Below are 16,298 nucleotides of genomic sequence, written 5' to 3' on the forward strand. Positions count from 1 at the left end.
CCAGGGGCGGAAGACGCAGCGCGCTCCTTCACAGCAGAGGCGGTGTAAAGGCGCTCATGGAGATGGCCGTGTTCAGAAGCGTGGCGTCGGCATGGTGGCGAGCAACCAACTGGAGGCCGACCGGTTCGCCGCGGGGGGTCAGGCCGGCGGGGAGGGTCAGCGCGGGGTGGCCGGAGAGGTTGAATGCCCAGGTGAGCGCGACATTCATGCGGGTTCCCGGGCCATCGTGGCCGTGTGGGGGATGCGGCACGGTGGGCGTGGCGATGAGGTCGGTCTGCTCGAAAGCCGACCGAAGCCGCTGCGCGTTGGCGCTGATCAGGGCATCGGTGACCGCATCCCGCGTACCGGCACGCAGAGAGGCCCAGGCCGGTGCGGGGTCGTGCAGTTCCACCGGGTGGTCGACGATCCGGCACTGGCCGGTTGCGGTGAACCGGGTCAGGGCTCTGCGGGCGGTGTCGGCGATGGCGGAGTCCGTGGCCGCGTACCCCAGGGTGGGTGTCCAGAGCACCCTCAGCGGCTGCGGCTGCGGCCGCGGCAGGGGAGCGGGAGCGTCGGCGGAAGCGACGGCGTGGAGGTAGGCGGCGGCATCGAGCGGAGTGCGTACCAGGACACCAGGGGTGTTCAGGCCCGCCCGGTCACGAGCCGGCAGCCGCCCGTTGGTGGGCTTGAACCCGATGATGCCGCACCAGGCCGCGGGGATGCGCACCGACCCGGCCCCATCCGATCCGCTGGCGAGCGGGACGAGGCGGCCCGCGACGGCGGCCGCGGACCCCGCCGACGAACCACCCGGTGACCAGGCGGGGGTGAGGGGATTCAAGGTAGGGCCGCGGTCGGTATCTCCGTAGGTCCGCCAGGCGGTGCGGCCGCGGGGCACCGAGGTCGCACCGATCGGCACGCAGCCCGCGGCGGCCAGCCGCCGGTTCTGCACCGAGTCCGGCCCTTCGCCGGCCTTGACGCCGATCGGCACCCCGGCCAGCGGCAACCGGACGCCCTGCGCAACGGCGGCGTCGACCTCGGCGGCCCAGGCCCGGGCCCGACCGGGCCACACGTCGGTGAACGCGCGTATTGCACCATCGCGTTCGGCGATCAGCGCCAGCGCAACCTCGACGACCTCGCAGGCCGTGAACTCACCCTGGCCGACCCGTTCGCCGATCTCAGTTGCGGACAGGGTTGTGTACAGCCCATCGGTGAGCATCAGGCCCCTCCCTCGGGCGGTGACGGGTGTGCGGGGCCGCTGCGTCTCTTGACGGTGTCGCGCGCGGCGCCGTCGTCAGGAGCGAAACATTCTGGGGCCAACGGGCATTGCCATGCATCCGGGTGGTCCGGATCGGAGTCGCGCGCTGCCAGAAGCCTCCGTAGCTCCACGCTCCAGCAATACCTACGGGGTATCGGCGCTGCGGGATGGGTCTTGGACACCGGTAGGTTCCCGGCGGTGCACTGGTGACCATGAAAGCGAAGACCGGCGGCAGGCCCGCCCTGGTCGCCGAGTCCGCCCCCGCTCCACCTCGGGACCGCTGCCGCAGGATCACCACGCTCGACGCGACGCGTCCGGCCCCACGCAGTTCACGGACGAGGAAGCCTCTTCTGACGCCGCGCCCCAACACCGTTGGGGTGAGGGGCCGTTACGCGGTCGATCTCGCCAACCCTTCTCCTCTGAGGCCGACGGCACTGCACGGTCAGGCTGCCCCCCTTGGACAGGGCGGCGGCCCTTCCGGCACGCGCTGGCAACCGGCCCCTCACCACGCCACCTGGCAATCAACGCAATCGAGGGGTCTCCGTGAACCGGGATCCCATGAACGGGAATCATGAACATCGTCTACTGGTTCGTCGCGGGAACGCTCGCGCTCTTCTATTTCTACGCCGGGGCCCTGAAGGTGGTCAGCAGCCGCGATCAGCTCCGACCGATGATGGCCTGGGTCGATCGCGTATCCTTGCCTGCAATCAGGGCCCTGGGGGCGGTCGAGATACTCGGCGCGATCGGTCTGGTCCTGCCGCCGCTGACGGGCATCGCCTACTCGCTGGCGCCGACTGCGGCCGGTGGCCTGCTGCTCCTACAGGTCGGCGCGATCGCCGTCCATCTGACGGGCGGAGACCGACGGATCGCACTCAACGCCGGTCTCACCATCACCGCGGCCGCGACCATGGGGCTGGCCACCCGGCTGTGATCGAGCATTGTCCTCGACCGCGGCGAGGCGGCCCCGGCCTCGACGAGGGCCATGTCCGGAAGGCCCGCCGACGCCGCCGCGGCAGCGGCGTCGGCAGCCCCAACGGCGTCCGTGCAGAAGGTCGTACACGTATAGGTCAAATCATGTGGTTGGCGGCCCAGTTGAGAACTGCTGTGTGTGTGCAGCAGCCCTGCGATGATCAGCCCTCCCGGACGAGTCCGATGGCCTCGATCTCGATCATCCACTCGGGGGCGGCGAGGGAGGAGACCTCCACGAGCGACTCCGCGAGGTGGGGCCTGTCCGGGAAGTGCTCCGCGCGCAGCTTGGCGTAGACGTCCTGCTGCGTGATGTCGGTGACGAACACCGTCGCCTTGACGACATCGGCGAGGCTGGAGCCCGCGTTCGTCAGGACCGTCGACAGATTGGCGAGCGCCTGGCGGGCCTGCGCCTCGAAGTTCCCGGCTCCGACCGTGGCCCCCTGGGCGTCTATGGGGGCCTGTCCGGATGTGAAGACTATGTTCCCGACTCGGATGCCGAGCGAGATACCGGCCGACGCGTACCAGTCGGGCTCCGCGGAGACGCGTATCCGCTCGGCTGTGGGCTGTGTATCGGGCATGCTGCTGACGCTCCCTCAATTTCCGTACTCACGTGGCCGTACAGCTCAATGCGCCGCTCGGCGTGATCATGCACAACAGCCATGGGATGCCGCGTTCCATTCCCGAAGGTCAGCAGGCCCCGGGGTTTCGCGATGCCATCACGGTGGCCGCTTTGACGGACCGGCGGGTGCCTATCGATCTGCGTGCTCGCCCTGCGAGGGCTCGGGCCGTCGAATCCAGGCGTCCAGCAACCGCAGAGCCTCCTCGGAGCTGGAGCCCGCCTCGGCGGTGTAGACGCTCAGCCGCTGGTCGGGGTCGGCGGGCAGGGTGAGGGACTCGTAATTGAGGGTGAGCGGGCCGACGATCGGGTGGTGGAAGTGCTTGCTGCCATGGGTGTGCCGGTACACGTTCTGGTCGGCCCACCAGCGGCGGAAGTCCTCGTCCGTGATGGAGAGTTCGCCGACGAGTTCGGCCAGGAGCGGATCGTGGGGGTGGCGTCCGGCGTCGCGCCGGAGCGAGGCGACGATGTCCTGGGCGTGGGTGTCCCAGTGGGTGTACAGGGAGCGGGCGGTCTCGTCGGTGAACATGAACCGCACGAGGTTCCGCCCGCGGTGTGGCAGCGCCTCGAAGTCCGTGAGAAGGGCACGTGCCATCGGGTTGGACGCGAGCACGTCCAGTCGCCGCCCCAGGACGAGGGCGGGGGTGTGGTCGAGGATCCGCAGCAGGTCGCGCAGCCCCGGGCGGACCGGCTGCGGACGTGTCGCCGTGCGGCGGGTCCTGCCCGCGGCGGGCTTGGCGAGCTGGAACAGGTGGGTGCGTTCGACGGGATCGAGGCGCAGGGCGCGGGAGATGGCGTCCAGGACGGTCTCGGAGACGTTCACCCGGCGTCCGCGTTCCAGGCGTACGTAGTAGTCGACGCTCACGCCCGCCAGTTGCGCGATCTCCTCGCGGCGCAGCCCTGGCACGCGCCGGGAGCCGCCGTCGTCGGACAGACCCGCTTGGCGCGGGGTGATCCGTGCCCGCCGCGAGCGGAGGAACTCACCGAGAGCTGTGTTGCGGTCCATGCCCTTCACGATAGGGCCCAAGATCGCCCAGACGGCCCGCGAAGGGGGGACTGGCAGACCCCCGGTCCCGTCGTCCCCGGGGCGAAGCGGACCCCTCGCAAACCGATCGGCGGCCGATTGCGGTGCTGAAGTGGAACGGGTCGAGACCAACCGGGCTGCTGCTGGCCCGCGTTGGCCTCCGTTCGCATCGTACGAAGGGAACTCCTGTGTCGGACACCAAGACATTCCTGATCACCGGCGTCAGCACCGGCCTGGGCCGCGCACTCGCACGCGCCGCGCTGGCCGAGGGCCACCGGGTGGTGGGCACGGTGCGCACGCCCGCCGACGCACAGGCCTTCGAGGCGCTCGCAGGCGACGCGCATGCCCGCCTCCTGGACGTGACCGACCACGCGGCGGTGGACGCGGTCGTGGACGAGACCGAGCGCGAACTGGGACCGGTCGACGTGCTCGTCGCCAACGCCGGGTACGGCCACGACGGCCTCTTCGAGGAGTCGTCGATGGACGACCTCCGCCGTCAGTTCGAGGTGAACGTCTACGGAACCGTGGCGGTGATCAAGGCCGTGCTGCCGCACATGCGGGAGCGCCGCTCGGGCCACATCATCGCCGTCACCTCGATGGGCGGGCTGATCACCATGCCCGGCCTCAGCTTCTATCACGGCAGCAAGTTCGCGGTGGAGGGCATCCTCGAAACCCTGGGCAAGGAGGTCGCGGGCTTCGGCATCCACGTCACCGCCGTCGAGCCGGGCAGCTTCCGGACCGACTGGGCCGGTCGCTCGATGAGCCGCGCACCTCGTGCGATCGCCGACTACGACGAGCTGTTCGAGCCGCTGCGTGCCCGGCGCGTCAACGGCAACGGGAAGCAGCCGGGCGACCCGGACAAGGCCGCGGCCGCGGTGCTGCGCATGGTGGCGGCCGGCCGGCCCCCGGCCCGCCTGCTGCTCGGCCCCGACGCGCTTCGCCTGGTCCGGGCCGGACGTGAAGCCTTCGAGCGCGACCTGCGGGAATGGGCGGAGCTGTCGGCCTCCACCGACTTCGACAACGTCAGTCAGCCTGCCTGACACTGCTCGCCGTCGAGCCCGGGCGCGTGGCATGGACGGCGGCCGTCGTCCCCCGTCCGGCCCGCTCATGACCCGACAGGGCCGGATCCGGCTCCCAGCCGCCGGTCCGCATCCGCCCGCGGGCTCACACTCCGGCCGGGTTGTCAGTGCTGCCGCGTAGGGTCCAGGTGATGGGGCCGGAACGGGGCCACCAGCACGGGAGAACGGCAAGTCTCCCTGGTCTGCGCGGGGGTGGTTACGGCCCAACCGGCGTCCAGGCATAGTTGAGTGCCACAGTGCAGCCCGCCAGCCCGGCCCCATCGCGCACGTCGCGAGCCCGCGTCCGCCGAGCCTGCGGCTTTGGGTGGGGGGCTGGGCTGGGATGGGTGTGCGGTGGTCCGCTGGCGACTCAGCTCGGGCAGCCCGTGTTCCACCCCTCCCACTTCCTTGAACCCCGCAACCCGCGTCAGCCCGGCCGGTCGGTCTCGCCCTGGGCGAGTGCGTCCGTCAGGCGCTCCAGTCGCACGGCGAAGGCGGTGGCCTCACCGGGCGGCCATGTCGCCATCTCCTCGGCCAGGAAGGCTTCCATGGCCCCTCGCATCGCCGTGACCGCGCGCTCGCCCTCGGCGGTGAGGGCCAGCCTGGTGGCGCGGGCGTCGGCCGGGTCGGGATGGCGGGTGATCAGTCCGGCTTCCTGCAACCTCGTCGCGTAGCGGGTGGTGACGGTGCGGTCCATGCCGATCGCCTCGGCGAGCTTGGTTGCCGTGGCGGGACCCACGCGGGCGATCCCGGACAACACCGGGTACGTCGTGGCGTCCACACCCTCCACCCCGGAGGTCAGCCGGCCGTAGAGCCCGGCGCGGGTGGCCCGCAGGGTCAGTGCCCCGATGGCCGCGGCCACTCGGGCGGCGGACCCGCTGTCATGCGTCGATTTCCTCACGCCTCGATGGTACGTGCAAAAAGCACGGAGTCCTGCTATCTTCAGATGCGTGCAGAAAGCACGTGCATTCCACACGCTAAGGATGGTCATGTCGCACTCGTCCACGAACCCGCACCAGCCCGCCGTACGCCCCGAAGACGTCCTGCCCGAGGGGGTCGACTCGACCGCGATCAACGGAATGACCGTCCGCAAGGGGTCGGTTGCCGCGTTCGTCGCCAACGCCGTACGCCTGGACGACCTCACCGAGGGCACGCCCGAGCACGCGGCCCTCGTCACGCAGATGCGTGAACTCGCCCCCGCCCTGCGCACCATCGGCCTCCTCAAGGTCTTCCAGCCCCGCTCGCCCCTGGTGGAGCAGATCCTCGCCGAGGGCGCGTAGCGCGGCGGGTGCGGCCCGAGTCGAAGCCGGAGCGGCCTGCTGCGGAAGCTGGGCGGCTTCACCTGGCGCGGGCTCTGTTCACGGTGGTCGGCCCGTCGGCGCGACGGTGTCCAGAGCCCGCTATCGGCCGGTGATGGGACGGGCGGAGGCATTGAGGGGGCGGTCATCGAGCGCCCCGGGCGTTGCGCTTCGCCAGGTTCGTCCTGTTGCTCCCGAGTGCGGGTCACGGCTCGTCGACTCGCCTGTCACAGCGGTGTCTTGATCCAACCCATGCCGCAACGGCCCGCCCGGGCACAGGCCTCTCTGGAAGCGACAACGGTCCGGATGGTTCTCGAACCGTCCGGACAACAACGCTTCGCGGGAGTGCATATGCGTGTCAGGAAGATCTCCACCATCGCCCTGGTCGTCACCTCGGCGGCCCTCTCGCTGACCGCGTGCGGCGGCAGCGACGGTTCCAGTGCGGCCGCCCAGAACAGCACCCCGGCTGCCGCGAGCAGTTCCACGAGCGGCCAGGGCACGGCCACCGCTTCCTCCAGCGCCAACGGCGGGACCTCTGCATCCGGCTCCAGTGGCAGCAGCAGCGCTGGGAACAAGGCCGCGTCTCGGAAATCCACGGCTTCCGGCACCACGTGCAAGACCGAACACCTCGCCTTCAGCGCCGCATCCGCAGGGGTCAAGAACGAGATCGTCGTCAACCTGAAGAACACCGGCTCCGCCACCTGCAGCATGCACGGCTTCCCCGGCGTGCAGCTCCTGGGCCCCGGCGGCCTGGGCGAGAAGGGCCCCGACGCCGCACACACCGACACCACCGCAGCCACCGCCACCATCGCCCCCGGCGAGGAGACCCGCTTCCTCCTCCACTACATCCCCGACAGCAGCGGCTCCGGCAAGACCTACACCAAGCTCGCCGTCACTCCGCCCAACGAAACCGTCTTCGACGTCATGGACCTCAACGGTCTGAAGATCACCATCGCCGCCGGCACCGGCAATGCCCCCGACGTGTACGTCGACCCGGTCGGTTACCACACCGGCAGTGGCAAGTGACCCCCGCGACTGCTGAACATGAGCCCGCCGCTGTCCCAACGTGACAGGTCTCCTGTCGACTTGGGTGGTACGCGGCTGGGCTGGTGGGTGAGTTGTGCCAGGTCCGTTGAGGGTGGGCTACAACGGTTCGCATCGCAGGTCTGGGTCGACGTCACGGAGCGAGGCCGCTCCGGTGCTGCCGGGCCAGGCGTCGGGGGCGGCGCTGAGACCGGCGATCACGTCGGTGGTGCCGTCACCCGTGGGGGCGGGGCGCGGACCCGGATCTGGCTGGCGCGGCCGCCCGAGTCCACCCCGTAGACAGTTCCGCAATCAACCGTGGCGCGACGAGCCCGCTGCCCCCGCACAGCACCCAGCGGGACAGACGTCGGCACGTACGCTGCGCTCATGGACGACCCCATACTGACCGCCCGTGAACTGGTGACGGACCGCTTTCCCTCCGCCCGGGCGGCCTTCCTCGCCGGCAGCGTGCTGACCAGCCGCCGCACTCCCACCTCTGATCTGGACATCGTGGTCCTCCTGGACGGGCCGCCCGCTCCCAGCCGGGAGAACCTGGTGTACCGCGGCTGGCCAGTGGAGCTGTTCGTGCAGACGGAAGCGGACTGGCGCAGCTTCGCCGACCAGGAGACAGTGAAGCGGAGCTCACCGCTGCTCGCGATGTGCGCTGACGGCATGCTTCTCGTAGACACCGATGGGCTCGGCGCCGCGCTCCAGGACGAGGCGCGGCAGCGCTTGGCGGCGGGCCCGCCGCCCCTCACGGACCGCGAGCGGGACTACCAGCGCTACATCCTGTCGGACTTGCTCGACGACCTGCGCGGTTGCACGGACCCTGCCGAGCGGACGTACCTGGTTACGCACCTGCTCCAGCGCGCATCGGAGCTCGTCCTCCTGGTCGGCGGACACTGGCTCGGCTCAGGCAAGTGGCTGTCACGGCGGCTGGCCGCGGCCGACCCCGAGGTGCACCGGGCGTTGTCCGCGACCGTCCCCCAGGCGATCGCCGGGGATGTGACGGGCTTTGTCGCGGTGGTGGCAGAGGTGCTGGACCTGGCTGGCGGTCCGTTGTGGGACGGGTACGCGATTCGGTGAGTCGGCGCAGCGGTGCCGCCCCGCCCGTGGCGGGGCGGCGACCAGCGACCGCAGGTCGGCCGTGAGCCACGCAGGCGCGCTCGCGCGAGTTCCGGGGCTTGCGATAAAGCCGCGCTCCTTGGTGTCGGGCCGATCAACTGCACCGGCAGGTCGCGTCCGTGAGACCCGTGGGCCCGCTCGCAGGGCGGGCTCCTGACGCCTGCGTAACCGATCAATCGGTCGCGCGGCCGACACCGAACAGAACGGGAGTGCCGCCTCCCGCTAACCCTCGATGTCGAGGGCTGTTCCGTACAACCTGTCCGCCTTCAACCGGATGACCACCCGGCGCTCGGTCACGAGTTGTTCGAGGAATACGGCCTCGTCCTCAGGCCGCGCGGCCTCGGGGATCATCGCCAGCAGCTCCCGACCGATGGCGTCACCGGGGACCGTGGTGATGTCGGAAACCTCAGCCCCGCCCTCGACGACGGCGAACGACCAGACGTCGTTGCCCCGCACGTGCAGCGCAGCCCGAGGATTGTGCCGCAGGTGTGTGACCTTGATCCGATCGGCCGTTGTCGAGAACCGCGCGATGCGAGCTTCGGAGTCCCAGCTGTACAGCATGGTGGTCATATGGGGGTGCCCGCTGCGCTTGACGGTGGCGAGGGTGCCGAACTGTTGCTGGCCGAGCAGCTCGGAGAGGGCTTCGTCGGACAGGGGGCGGGGCGTTGGTCCTTGAGTCATGATCGCTGCAACGTCGGTGGCCGGTCTCCCATTTCATGAACGTCGACCAATCCGGGGCCGGTACCGACTGGCCCGCCTCGCACTGGCCTCATCGGCCAACTTCCGTACTCCGGGGGCCGGGTGAGGTCTCTGACTGCCCGACCGCCCTCGCCCGCGACGACGGGCTCGTGCCCTGCAGCGCTGCGCCAAACGGCAGTCGAGCCAGCAGCGGTATCGCTGGGAGTCCGCGCGAGCGTGGCTGAGTGGGTTCCGTGAGCAGGGGAGAGGTCGATCAGAACGCGACGTGTAGGGCCATGGAGCCTGTTTCGGTCAGGAGAGCCGCAGGTCAATCCAGGGGATGGTGTCTCCCGGCAGGAGGTATCGCTCGATCTCGACGAACCCGTGCTCCAGCGCGAAGCGCAGTCCGTCCTCGTTCGAGGACAGGACAACGGTTTCGATCACCTCGGCTCCCAGTTCCTGTGCCTGGTTGAGTGCGCGTTCGTAGAGTTCCTCGCCGAACCCCCGCCTGCGGTGCGGGGGAAGCACGCGGGCGATCACGGTGGCCGTGAGGGTCTCATCGGCCGGAGGGCGCACGGTGGTGCAGCCCACGAGCTCGTCACCGAGATAAGCGACCTCCATGTGGTTGCGCCGGGCACGCTCGCGTACCTCGTCCAGGGAGAGGGCGTGGGTAGGGATGACCGTGTTGTGGACGTACTGCCAGTCGGTGAAGGTGGCATCGCTGTCCGGCTGTTGGATACGAAGGTCAGACATCGCAGCAGGAGACCCGAGGACGGCGCTGACGTCAATCCCTCGCGGAGTTCCGCTCCTTGAGCCATTTCTGCCCGGGCGAGGGGTGGGAGGTCGTACGGTCTGAGGCGCTGCTGGGTGGCACCGAGCACGGCTGTCGGCGACCTGCCGCAACGCGGGGGGCTCCTGGGCGGATGGCTCCCGGAACCCCGGTGGTCAGCTGCCGCGAGGGCCCGGTCGCGCCAATGTCACCGATACATCGTCTGCCGCAGCGCGGTCTCCAGCGTCGCGTACGGGGCGTTGGCGCCGTGGACGGAGCGCCAGCTCACGACGCCGTCGGGCCGGACGAGCACCGCTCCGTCCTCGCCGATGCCGCAGCGGTCCGCGAAGCTCGCACCGGGGGCCAGGATGTGCGGGGTGAGGACGACGGTGTCCAGGAAGGCGCCGGCGGGGTCGAGAGTCTGGGCTGCCTGCGCCCAGGTTTGGCCATGCCGACCGATCAGGAGTACGTGGCGTCCATCGCGTACCAGGTCGAGGGTCGAGGAGCCCGCCTCGGTGCCCTCGGCGAGTGGGAGATGCGGCAGTCGAGTACCGGGTTCGCCTCGCCAGCGTTCGGGTTCGTCGGCCGGTGGAAGCGGGGCCCGGGTGCGGGGCGTTATGGGGTCGGCGACGGGCGCGGGGTAGCGGTAGCCGTTCGCCACGGCGGCTTCGCTGAGCAACTGTCCGTCATCGGCGGCGTGTTCGCGGGAGCCCGGTACACGCTGCGCGGCCTGACGTACCGTCAACTCGCCAACGGGGCGGCGTTCCGCTTCGTACCGGTCGAGCAGGTGCTCCCCGGCGTCCCCGCGCAGTACGGACACCAGCTTGGCAGTGAGGTTCCAGGCGTCCTGGATGCCGGTGTTGGCGCCGAACCCGCCGACCGGCGGGCAGACGTGGGCGGCGTCGCCGACGAGGAACATCCGCCCCGCGCGGTAGGTGTCGGCGACCCAGGCGCCCATCGTCCACGGGCGCGTGCCGGTGAGCTGGAAGCCGGAGGCGGGCAGGCCGAGGGCCGCGGAGACGATGGCCTGGCATCGGTCGGGGGTGAACCCGGTGTCCGGATCCACGATCGCGGGGTCGTAGGTGATGGACACGGCACCGGAGTCCTGGCCTGTGGTCCAGGAGATGAACGGGCGGCCCGGTTGGTCGGCGAACGCCAGGGCCAGGGCGCGGCCGTCGAGCAGGGGCCGGAGGTCCGCCCTGAACGACAGCTCCATGGCGGACGCGAGGGCCGGGGCACCGCTTCGGGTTATCCCCAGGCTCTCGCGGATCGCGCTGGCGCTACCGTCCGCCGCCAGCAGGTAGTCGGCCTCAACCGTGTACGGAGTGCCGCGGTCGTCGAGTACGCGGGCCGTGACCCGCCGGCCGGTCTGCTCAGCGTCGATGAAGTGGTGCCCGAAGCGCAGGTCCGCGCCGTGGGCAGCCGCCCGCGCCCGGAGTACGCGCTCGGCGTCGCCTTGCTTGACCATGGCGCCCTGGCAGGGGGAGACGGCGCTGTAGTCGTCGGCGGCGGGCAGGCGCCAGCGGCGGATCTCGGCGCCGGCCAGTGATTCCACGACGGCGGCGTACTCGCTGCGTGGGTGCGCTCGTTCGATCGCGTAGATGTCGTCTGCGGCTCCGACGGCGCGGTATGCCTCCATGGTGCGGGGGTAGAACAGCTTGGCCCGCAACCGTGGCGAGATGCCGGTGTGCCGTTCGACGAGGATCGGTGTGACCCCGCGTGCCGCGAGGAAGAGCGCGGCGGAGACGCCCACGATGCTGCCGCCCACGATGAGGACCGACGCGCGGTCCGGGGCCGTGGCGTACGGCGCTGGGGTCGGAGTGTTCTCGTTCATGACCCGATCGTCGGCCCACGAATGCGGCCCTTCCATCCGCTGCGCATAGGGTGAACCGATCCGACGCCCTGAAGGATTTCCTGATGCATGCCGATGGTCTCGACCGAGTTGATGCGCAGATCATGCACGCCCTCCACCTCGACGGACGCGTTCCGTTCTCCCGGGTGGCCCAGGTCATCGGCGTGTCGGACCAGACCGTCGCCCGCCGCTACAGCCGCCTGCGCGCGTCGAACACGGTGCGTGTGTGGGGCCTGGTCGACCGGACCCGGCTGGGACATGTGGAGTGGCTGGTACGCATCCGCTGTACCCCGGACTCGGCGCAGACGATCGCCCAGTCCCTGGCCCGGCGGAGCGACACCTCGTGGATCAGCCGCACGTCGGGCGGCACCGAACTGGTCTGTGTGACCGCCGCCGCCACCCCCGGTGACAGCCTGCTCCTGCGCGAACTGCCCAGGACCGCCCGCGTCTTGGACGTCACCGCGCACTGCCTGCTCCACGTCTACTCGGGACGCGCCGCGGGCGTCGTCGCCAAGCTGAGCGCCCTCACGCCCGAGCAGGCCGCGCAACTGCGCCCTGCGGAACCGCCCTTCACCGACCTGACGCACCCCGTCGACCTCGACGACCTCGACCGGCACCTGCTCGGCCTCCTGCGCGACGACGGTCGCGCGCCCACCGCCCGGCTGGCCGCGGAGACGGGCGCCTCACGCTCCACGGTGCAGCGCCGGATCGCCGACCTGCGCGCCGCGGGAGTGCTCTACTTCCACGTGGACGCACGGTGGTCCCTGCTCGGCCTCGGCGTGCGCACCCTGCTGTGGCTCTCGGTCGAACCCGCGCACCTGGAACGTGTCGGGCTCGCCCTCGCCGACCACCCCGAGGTCACCTTCGTCGCCGCCACGAGCGGGTCCTCCAACCTCCACGCCGCACTGGCGACAGGCGACATCCCCGCGCTGTACACGTACCTCAGTACGCGGATTTCCACCCTGCGCGGCGTGCAGAGCGTCGACAGCGCCCCGGTGCTGCAGACCTTCAAGGGCGCCGCCGGGCTCCACGGCCCCGCCAACGACACCTGAGGGCTCAGCGCGGGCGGTCGGTCTCTCGTCGAGCTCCCGGTGCACGATGCTCTGCGCCGAGTCCGGGCCGGGGCGAAGCCCGTGGTCAGACTCCGGGGCCCTGGCCAGTCACCGGTCGGCGGCATGGTCAGGGGATGTCGACCAGGACCTTCCCGACGATCCCCTGCTCGAGCGCAGCGTGTGCGTCACGGGTGCGCTCCAGCGGGAAGCGGTGCAGCGGCAGTCCGGCCTCCTCGCCCACGCGCAGCGCGCCCGCGTCCACGGCTGCCGCGACATCGGTGACCGCTTGCCGCTTCGCCGCGGGGTGCACGGTGTAGACGAAGACGCTCTGCCAGCGCAGGTTCGCCGACAGGGAGGTGAGTACGGGGACGGAGAGCTGGACGCCCTCGGCGCCCGAGTAGTAGGCCACCACGGCTCCCCGTGCGGCCACGCACATGTCGAGGGCCGCGTTGGCTTCCGGTGCGACCTCCACGATGATGTCGACGCCCTCGGGGGCGACGGCCAGGATCTCCGCTGCCGCGTCCTGCGTACGGTAGTTGACCACCCGGTGTGCACCGGCCGCGCGCGCCAGCTCCGCCTTGGCGGGGCTGCTGACCGTGGTGATCACTTGCGCCCCGGCCCAGCGGGCTAGTTGGATTGCCGCGTTCGCCACCGCGCCGGCGCCGCCCGCCACCAGCACGGTGGCACCGTGCAGGGTGCCGGGCGCGATACGCCCCGGCCCGCCATCGTGAACGGTCAGCGCGCGGTGGGCGGTCAGCGCCGGGATGCCCAGGGCGGCGCCGAGCTCGAACGAGGCGTGGTCGGGCAGAGCCACGGCCTGCTTATCGGGAACGAGCGTGTACTGCTGTGCCGTTCCCCAGGGCCGCTCCCACGCGGCCTCCCAGACCCATACCCGCTGTCCGACGCGTGCCGGGTCGACCTGCGGGCCGACGGCGTCGATCACGCCCGCACCGTCCTGATGCGGCACCTGCTCCTTCATCTCCGGCGGCAGCGGGCGCCCGCGGCTGCGCCAGTCGGTCGGGTTGACGCCCGAGACACGCATACGCACCCGAACCTCACCCGGCCCCGGCTCGGGAACCGACCGCTCGACAAGCTCCAGGACCTCGGGGCCACCAGCAGCCGTCCGGACCACGGACTTCATCTCTCACCGCTCTCTCGCTCGCCCCCGAGCACCCGGCCGGCAGCCGGAAGGACACCGCCCTGCACGGGGCATCTCGTACGAACTTCGACTCCAGAGCGTGTATTCCGAGAGGGCTCACGCACAGTGCGGGGTTTCAGCCTGAGCGACAATGCCGGTTCTCCGCCGCCGGGTGCCTGGGTGCGGGCCAGGGCGAAGTGAGTGCACGGGAACGTCCGAGCTGTCCGGTTGTCCACCGCCGTACGGTGCCCAATGGCCTTCGGCGACCGGCGAACAGCAGCGTTGGACCTGCGGTTTGGCGTGATCGGCCAGCGACTTGGCCGGGGCTGTTGAGGGGTTGTCAGTGGCTGGCGGTTGGATGTGCCCATGAGTGTCTTTGAAGTGATCGGCAGGCTGCCCGACGTCCAGACCGTCCGTGACCGATCGCGCGCCCTGGCCATGCTGGATGCGATCGTGTGCCGTGAGCGGGGCTATCGGTACTACTCCTTCGATCGGTCCTGGTCGAAGGACCAGGAGCTGGCCTCGATGACGGATGGCTCGGGGAACGACTACTCGATCGCCTTCTCGGCCGCCGGGGCGTATGCGCGCGCCTTCGACCACGAGTCGCCGATGACCCCGTGGCGGTCGGACCCGTTGGAGACCTGGCCGGGGCTTTTCGGCAGCGTCCCGGAGGTCTTTCGCCCCCTCATTGTCGAACCGGCCTTCTGCGAGTGGGAAGGGACGCCGCGGGCGACCGTGTGCTTCTGGAGGCAAGCCGCGGACGCCGGCTGGAGCACCGGCAATCTGGACGTACCCTCCGAGAGCGAGGATGCTGACGGCGCGGAGTGGCTGTTCGACGTCCTCGTCGCCGGAACTGCCGACGCTTATCGGGTGTTCGCCGAGGAGTACTACGAAGTGCCACTGGACCTCGCCGCGGTCCAGCACGTTCACGACCTCAAGCCGTTGACCGCGGAGACCGTCTCGGCGTTGAACCGCGAGGCCGAACTTGACGACCTGGCGGACGACATCGCTCAAATCGGATACCCGGCCTGAGCGATGTCCCGGCCCGGGGTGGGAGGCGGACCGATGAGTGACAACTACCTGACGGTGATCCCGACGGATCCGTACTGGCGACCTGATGAGGATGCGGCGGATCGAGCTGCGGCCGTGTTGTCGCGGATGCTCCCCGACGACGATGCTCGCCGCGGTCTGGAAGCCACGAGATGCGACCGCGTCGAAATGGTCTTCTGCGGCTCCAACTTGGAGAGGATTGCCTGCCCGCACTGCGGCGCAGAGGTCCCCCTCGACTCGTGGGGGGAGGCCGTCGATGAGCACTACGGCGAAGGCTTCCCGACGCTCCTGGTGACCGTCCCCTGCTGCGATCTGGAGACGTCGCTCAATGAGTTGGTGTACGACTGGCCGATGGGCTTCGCGCGGTTCAGGATCGAGATCATGTATCCGAACCGTGCGTGGCTGAGCGACGAGGAACTGGCCACCCTCGCGGAAGCACTCGGGCACCCCCTCAGACAGATACTCATCCACATCTAGTGCCGAGGAGCGCGCAGAGCCGCCGCCGGGAGGCAGCCTCTCTGATGAGGCTGTCTCCCCAGCGAATGTCCTTCTCGGGATGCCTGACAGGCCAGGTCGCCCGCCGAGCGTTCCCCCTCGCGGCCCGTTCCACCGATTACAGGGGTCTGCGGGGTTCGGTGCACCACCGCACCACCCTGTTGCATGCCAAAACGCTCCGACATCGCGTATCAGCGGACCGGCCGGGGGGCGGTTACGTTCCGGGGTCCATTTACGGGCCTCGTGCAGGGCGGGCGATGCCGGATTGGGCGCGGTGCGTGGAAGTGCTGGTCAGCCCGAGATCCGAGCCTTGACGGCGACGGCTACCCTGTCGCGGTGACGACCTCGCGAATACTGTCGATTGCACTTCAAAACACCGGTCGACCCGTGCTGCGTCCGCTGCCCGTCGAAGCGGCCGAACTGCTTGACGAGGTCCTCGCTCCGCCGCGCTTGGTCGCTCATCTGCGAGCGGTCCACGACGTCGCGGGCCAACTCCTCGAATGGATCGCCACGCGCAAGCTCGATCTGGGCATCGACCCGTACGCCGTACTCTTTGGAGCTGCCACCCACGACATCGGCAAGGCCCTGTATCCCGCCGAGTTGTCTGGTCCCGGGGCTCAGCACGAAGAAGCAGGCCGCGAGCTGCTCCTGAGCCGAGGCGTCGACACCGCCTTGGCCCGCTTCGCTGGAACACACGCGGCCTGGACCACCGAGGAGGTCGGGATGGAGGACCTCTTGGTGAGCCTGGCCGACAAGATCTGGAAGAACAAACGGGTCCCCGAACTCGAAGTGAAGCTTCCCCGTGATCTTGGACACTTGATGTCTATGCTGCGAGGCTGTGTTGGTGCCGTTGCCGGGTCTCGGCTGGGGTGAGGTAGCCGAAGTCCTTGTGCTTGCGCAGTCGGCGGCGGTTATAG

At 70.0% G+C, this 16,298-nt stretch carries 16 protein-coding genes and 1 pseudogene; 9 read left to right on the forward strand and 8 right to left on the reverse strand.

What is annotated here, in order from left to right; all coding sequences use genetic code 11:
* Positions 1-28: 28 nt before the first annotated feature.
* Positions 29-1,195, reverse strand: a complete 1,167-nt coding sequence (locus DT019_RS37815; RefSeq protein ID WP_114041537.1) for an amidase — start codon at positions 1,193-1,195, stop codon at positions 29-31.
* Positions 1,196-1,805: 610 nt separating this feature from the next.
* Between DT019_RS37815 and DT019_RS37825 the strand changes: the two genes are divergently transcribed.
* Positions 1,806-2,165 carry a DoxX family protein gene (locus DT019_RS37825; protein WP_114041538.1) on the forward strand — a complete coding sequence of 120 codons (360 nt, stop codon included), beginning with the start codon at positions 1,806-1,808 and terminating at the stop codon, positions 2,163-2,165.
* 199 nt (positions 2,166-2,364) lie between these two features.
* Here DT019_RS37825 and DT019_RS37830 read toward each other — a convergent pair whose 3' ends face one another.
* Entirely contained in the window at positions 2,365-2,781 is a 417-nt protein-coding gene (locus DT019_RS37830) for a RidA family protein (RefSeq protein WP_114041539.1), read from the reverse strand.
* Positions 2,782-2,952: 171 nt separating this feature from the next.
* On the reverse strand, positions 2,953-3,825 hold the full coding sequence (locus DT019_RS37835) for a helix-turn-helix transcriptional regulator (protein WP_114041540.1): 873 nt from the start codon (positions 3,823-3,825) through the stop codon (positions 2,953-2,955).
* A gap of 206 nt (positions 3,826-4,031) precedes the next feature.
* On the opposite strand from DT019_RS37835, the gene DT019_RS37840 reads away from it, so the two are divergent.
* The gene (locus tag DT019_RS37840; RefSeq protein ID WP_114041541.1) at positions 4,032-4,883 is read left to right on the forward strand and encodes an oxidoreductase; all 852 of its coding nucleotides are present in this window, start codon (positions 4,032-4,034) and stop codon (positions 4,881-4,883) included.
* Positions 4,884-5,328: 445 nt separating this feature from the next.
* On the opposite strand, the gene DT019_RS37845 is transcribed toward DT019_RS37840, so the two are convergent.
* Positions 5,329-5,802, reverse strand: coding sequence for a MarR family winged helix-turn-helix transcriptional regulator (locus DT019_RS37845; RefSeq protein ID WP_223279967.1), 474 nt, complete (start codon positions 5,800-5,802; stop codon positions 5,329-5,331).
* An 88-nt stretch (positions 5,803-5,890) separates the two neighbouring features.
* Here DT019_RS37845 and DT019_RS37850 point away from each other — a divergent pair, with 88 nt between their 5' ends.
* From DT019_RS37850 to DT019_RS37860, 3 genes are all read left to right on the forward strand, one after another.
* A complete protein-coding gene (locus DT019_RS37850) occupies positions 5,891-6,181 on the forward strand; it encodes a hypothetical protein (protein WP_114041543.1) in 291 nt (96 codons plus the stop codon).
* Positions 6,182-6,550: 369 nt separating this feature from the next.
* Positions 6,551-7,225 (forward strand): DUF4232 domain-containing protein, encoded by a 675-nt coding sequence (locus DT019_RS37855; protein ID WP_114041544.1) that lies wholly within the window; start codon positions 6,551-6,553, stop codon positions 7,223-7,225.
* A 384-nt stretch (positions 7,226-7,609) separates the two neighbouring features.
* On the forward strand, positions 7,610-8,308 hold the full coding sequence (locus DT019_RS37860) for a nucleotidyltransferase domain-containing protein (protein ID WP_114041545.1): 699 nt from the start codon (positions 7,610-7,612) through the stop codon (positions 8,306-8,308).
* Between the two features lie 261 nt (positions 8,309-8,569).
* Here DT019_RS37860 and DT019_RS37865 read toward each other — a convergent pair whose 3' ends face one another.
* From DT019_RS37865 to DT019_RS37875, 3 genes are all read right to left on the reverse strand, one after another.
* A complete protein-coding gene (locus DT019_RS37865) occupies positions 8,570-9,028 on the reverse strand; it encodes a pyridoxamine 5'-phosphate oxidase family protein (RefSeq protein ID WP_114041546.1) in 459 nt (152 codons plus the stop codon).
* Between the two features lie 309 nt (positions 9,029-9,337).
* Positions 9,338-9,778 carry a GNAT family N-acetyltransferase gene (locus tag DT019_RS37870; protein WP_114041547.1) on the reverse strand — a complete coding sequence of 147 codons (441 nt, stop codon included), beginning with the start codon at positions 9,776-9,778 and terminating at the stop codon, positions 9,338-9,340.
* Between the two features lie 224 nt (positions 9,779-10,002).
* The gene (locus DT019_RS37875) at positions 10,003-11,628 is read right to left on the reverse strand and encodes an FAD-dependent monooxygenase (RefSeq protein WP_114041548.1); all 1,626 of its coding nucleotides are present in this window, start codon (positions 11,626-11,628) and stop codon (positions 10,003-10,005) included.
* 83 nt (positions 11,629-11,711) lie between these two features.
* Here DT019_RS37875 and DT019_RS37880 point away from each other — a divergent pair, with 83 nt between their 5' ends.
* Positions 11,712-12,698 carry an Lrp/AsnC family transcriptional regulator gene (locus DT019_RS37880; protein WP_114041549.1) on the forward strand — a complete coding sequence of 329 codons (987 nt, stop codon included), beginning with the start codon at positions 11,712-11,714 and terminating at the stop codon, positions 12,696-12,698.
* A gap of 127 nt (positions 12,699-12,825) precedes the next feature.
* On the opposite strand, the gene DT019_RS37885 is transcribed toward DT019_RS37880, so the two are convergent.
* Positions 12,826-13,839, reverse strand: coding sequence for an NADPH:quinone reductase (locus DT019_RS37885; protein ID WP_114041550.1), 1,014 nt, complete (start codon positions 13,837-13,839; stop codon positions 12,826-12,828).
* A gap of 363 nt (positions 13,840-14,202) precedes the next feature.
* On the opposite strand from DT019_RS37885, the gene DT019_RS37890 reads away from it, so the two are divergent.
* From DT019_RS37890 to DT019_RS37900, 3 genes and pseudogenes are all read left to right on the forward strand, one after another.
* Positions 14,203-14,868 (forward strand): hypothetical protein, encoded by a 666-nt coding sequence (locus tag DT019_RS37890; protein WP_114041551.1) that lies wholly within the window; start codon positions 14,203-14,205, stop codon positions 14,866-14,868.
* 33 nt (positions 14,869-14,901) lie between these two features.
* Positions 14,902-15,363, forward strand: coding sequence for a zinc ribbon domain-containing protein (locus tag DT019_RS37895; protein ID WP_114041552.1), 462 nt, complete (start codon positions 14,902-14,904; stop codon positions 15,361-15,363).
* A gap of 354 nt (positions 15,364-15,717) precedes the next feature.
* A pseudogene (locus DT019_RS37900) lies at positions 15,718-16,170 on the forward strand (HD domain-containing protein); the annotation flags it as partial.
* Positions 16,171-16,298: the final 128 nt, after the last annotated feature.

The sequence above is a fragment of the Streptomyces sp. SDr-06 genome (genome assembly GCF_003324565.1).
Classification (GTDB): Bacteria; Actinomycetota; Actinomycetes; order Streptomycetales; family Streptomycetaceae; genus Streptomyces.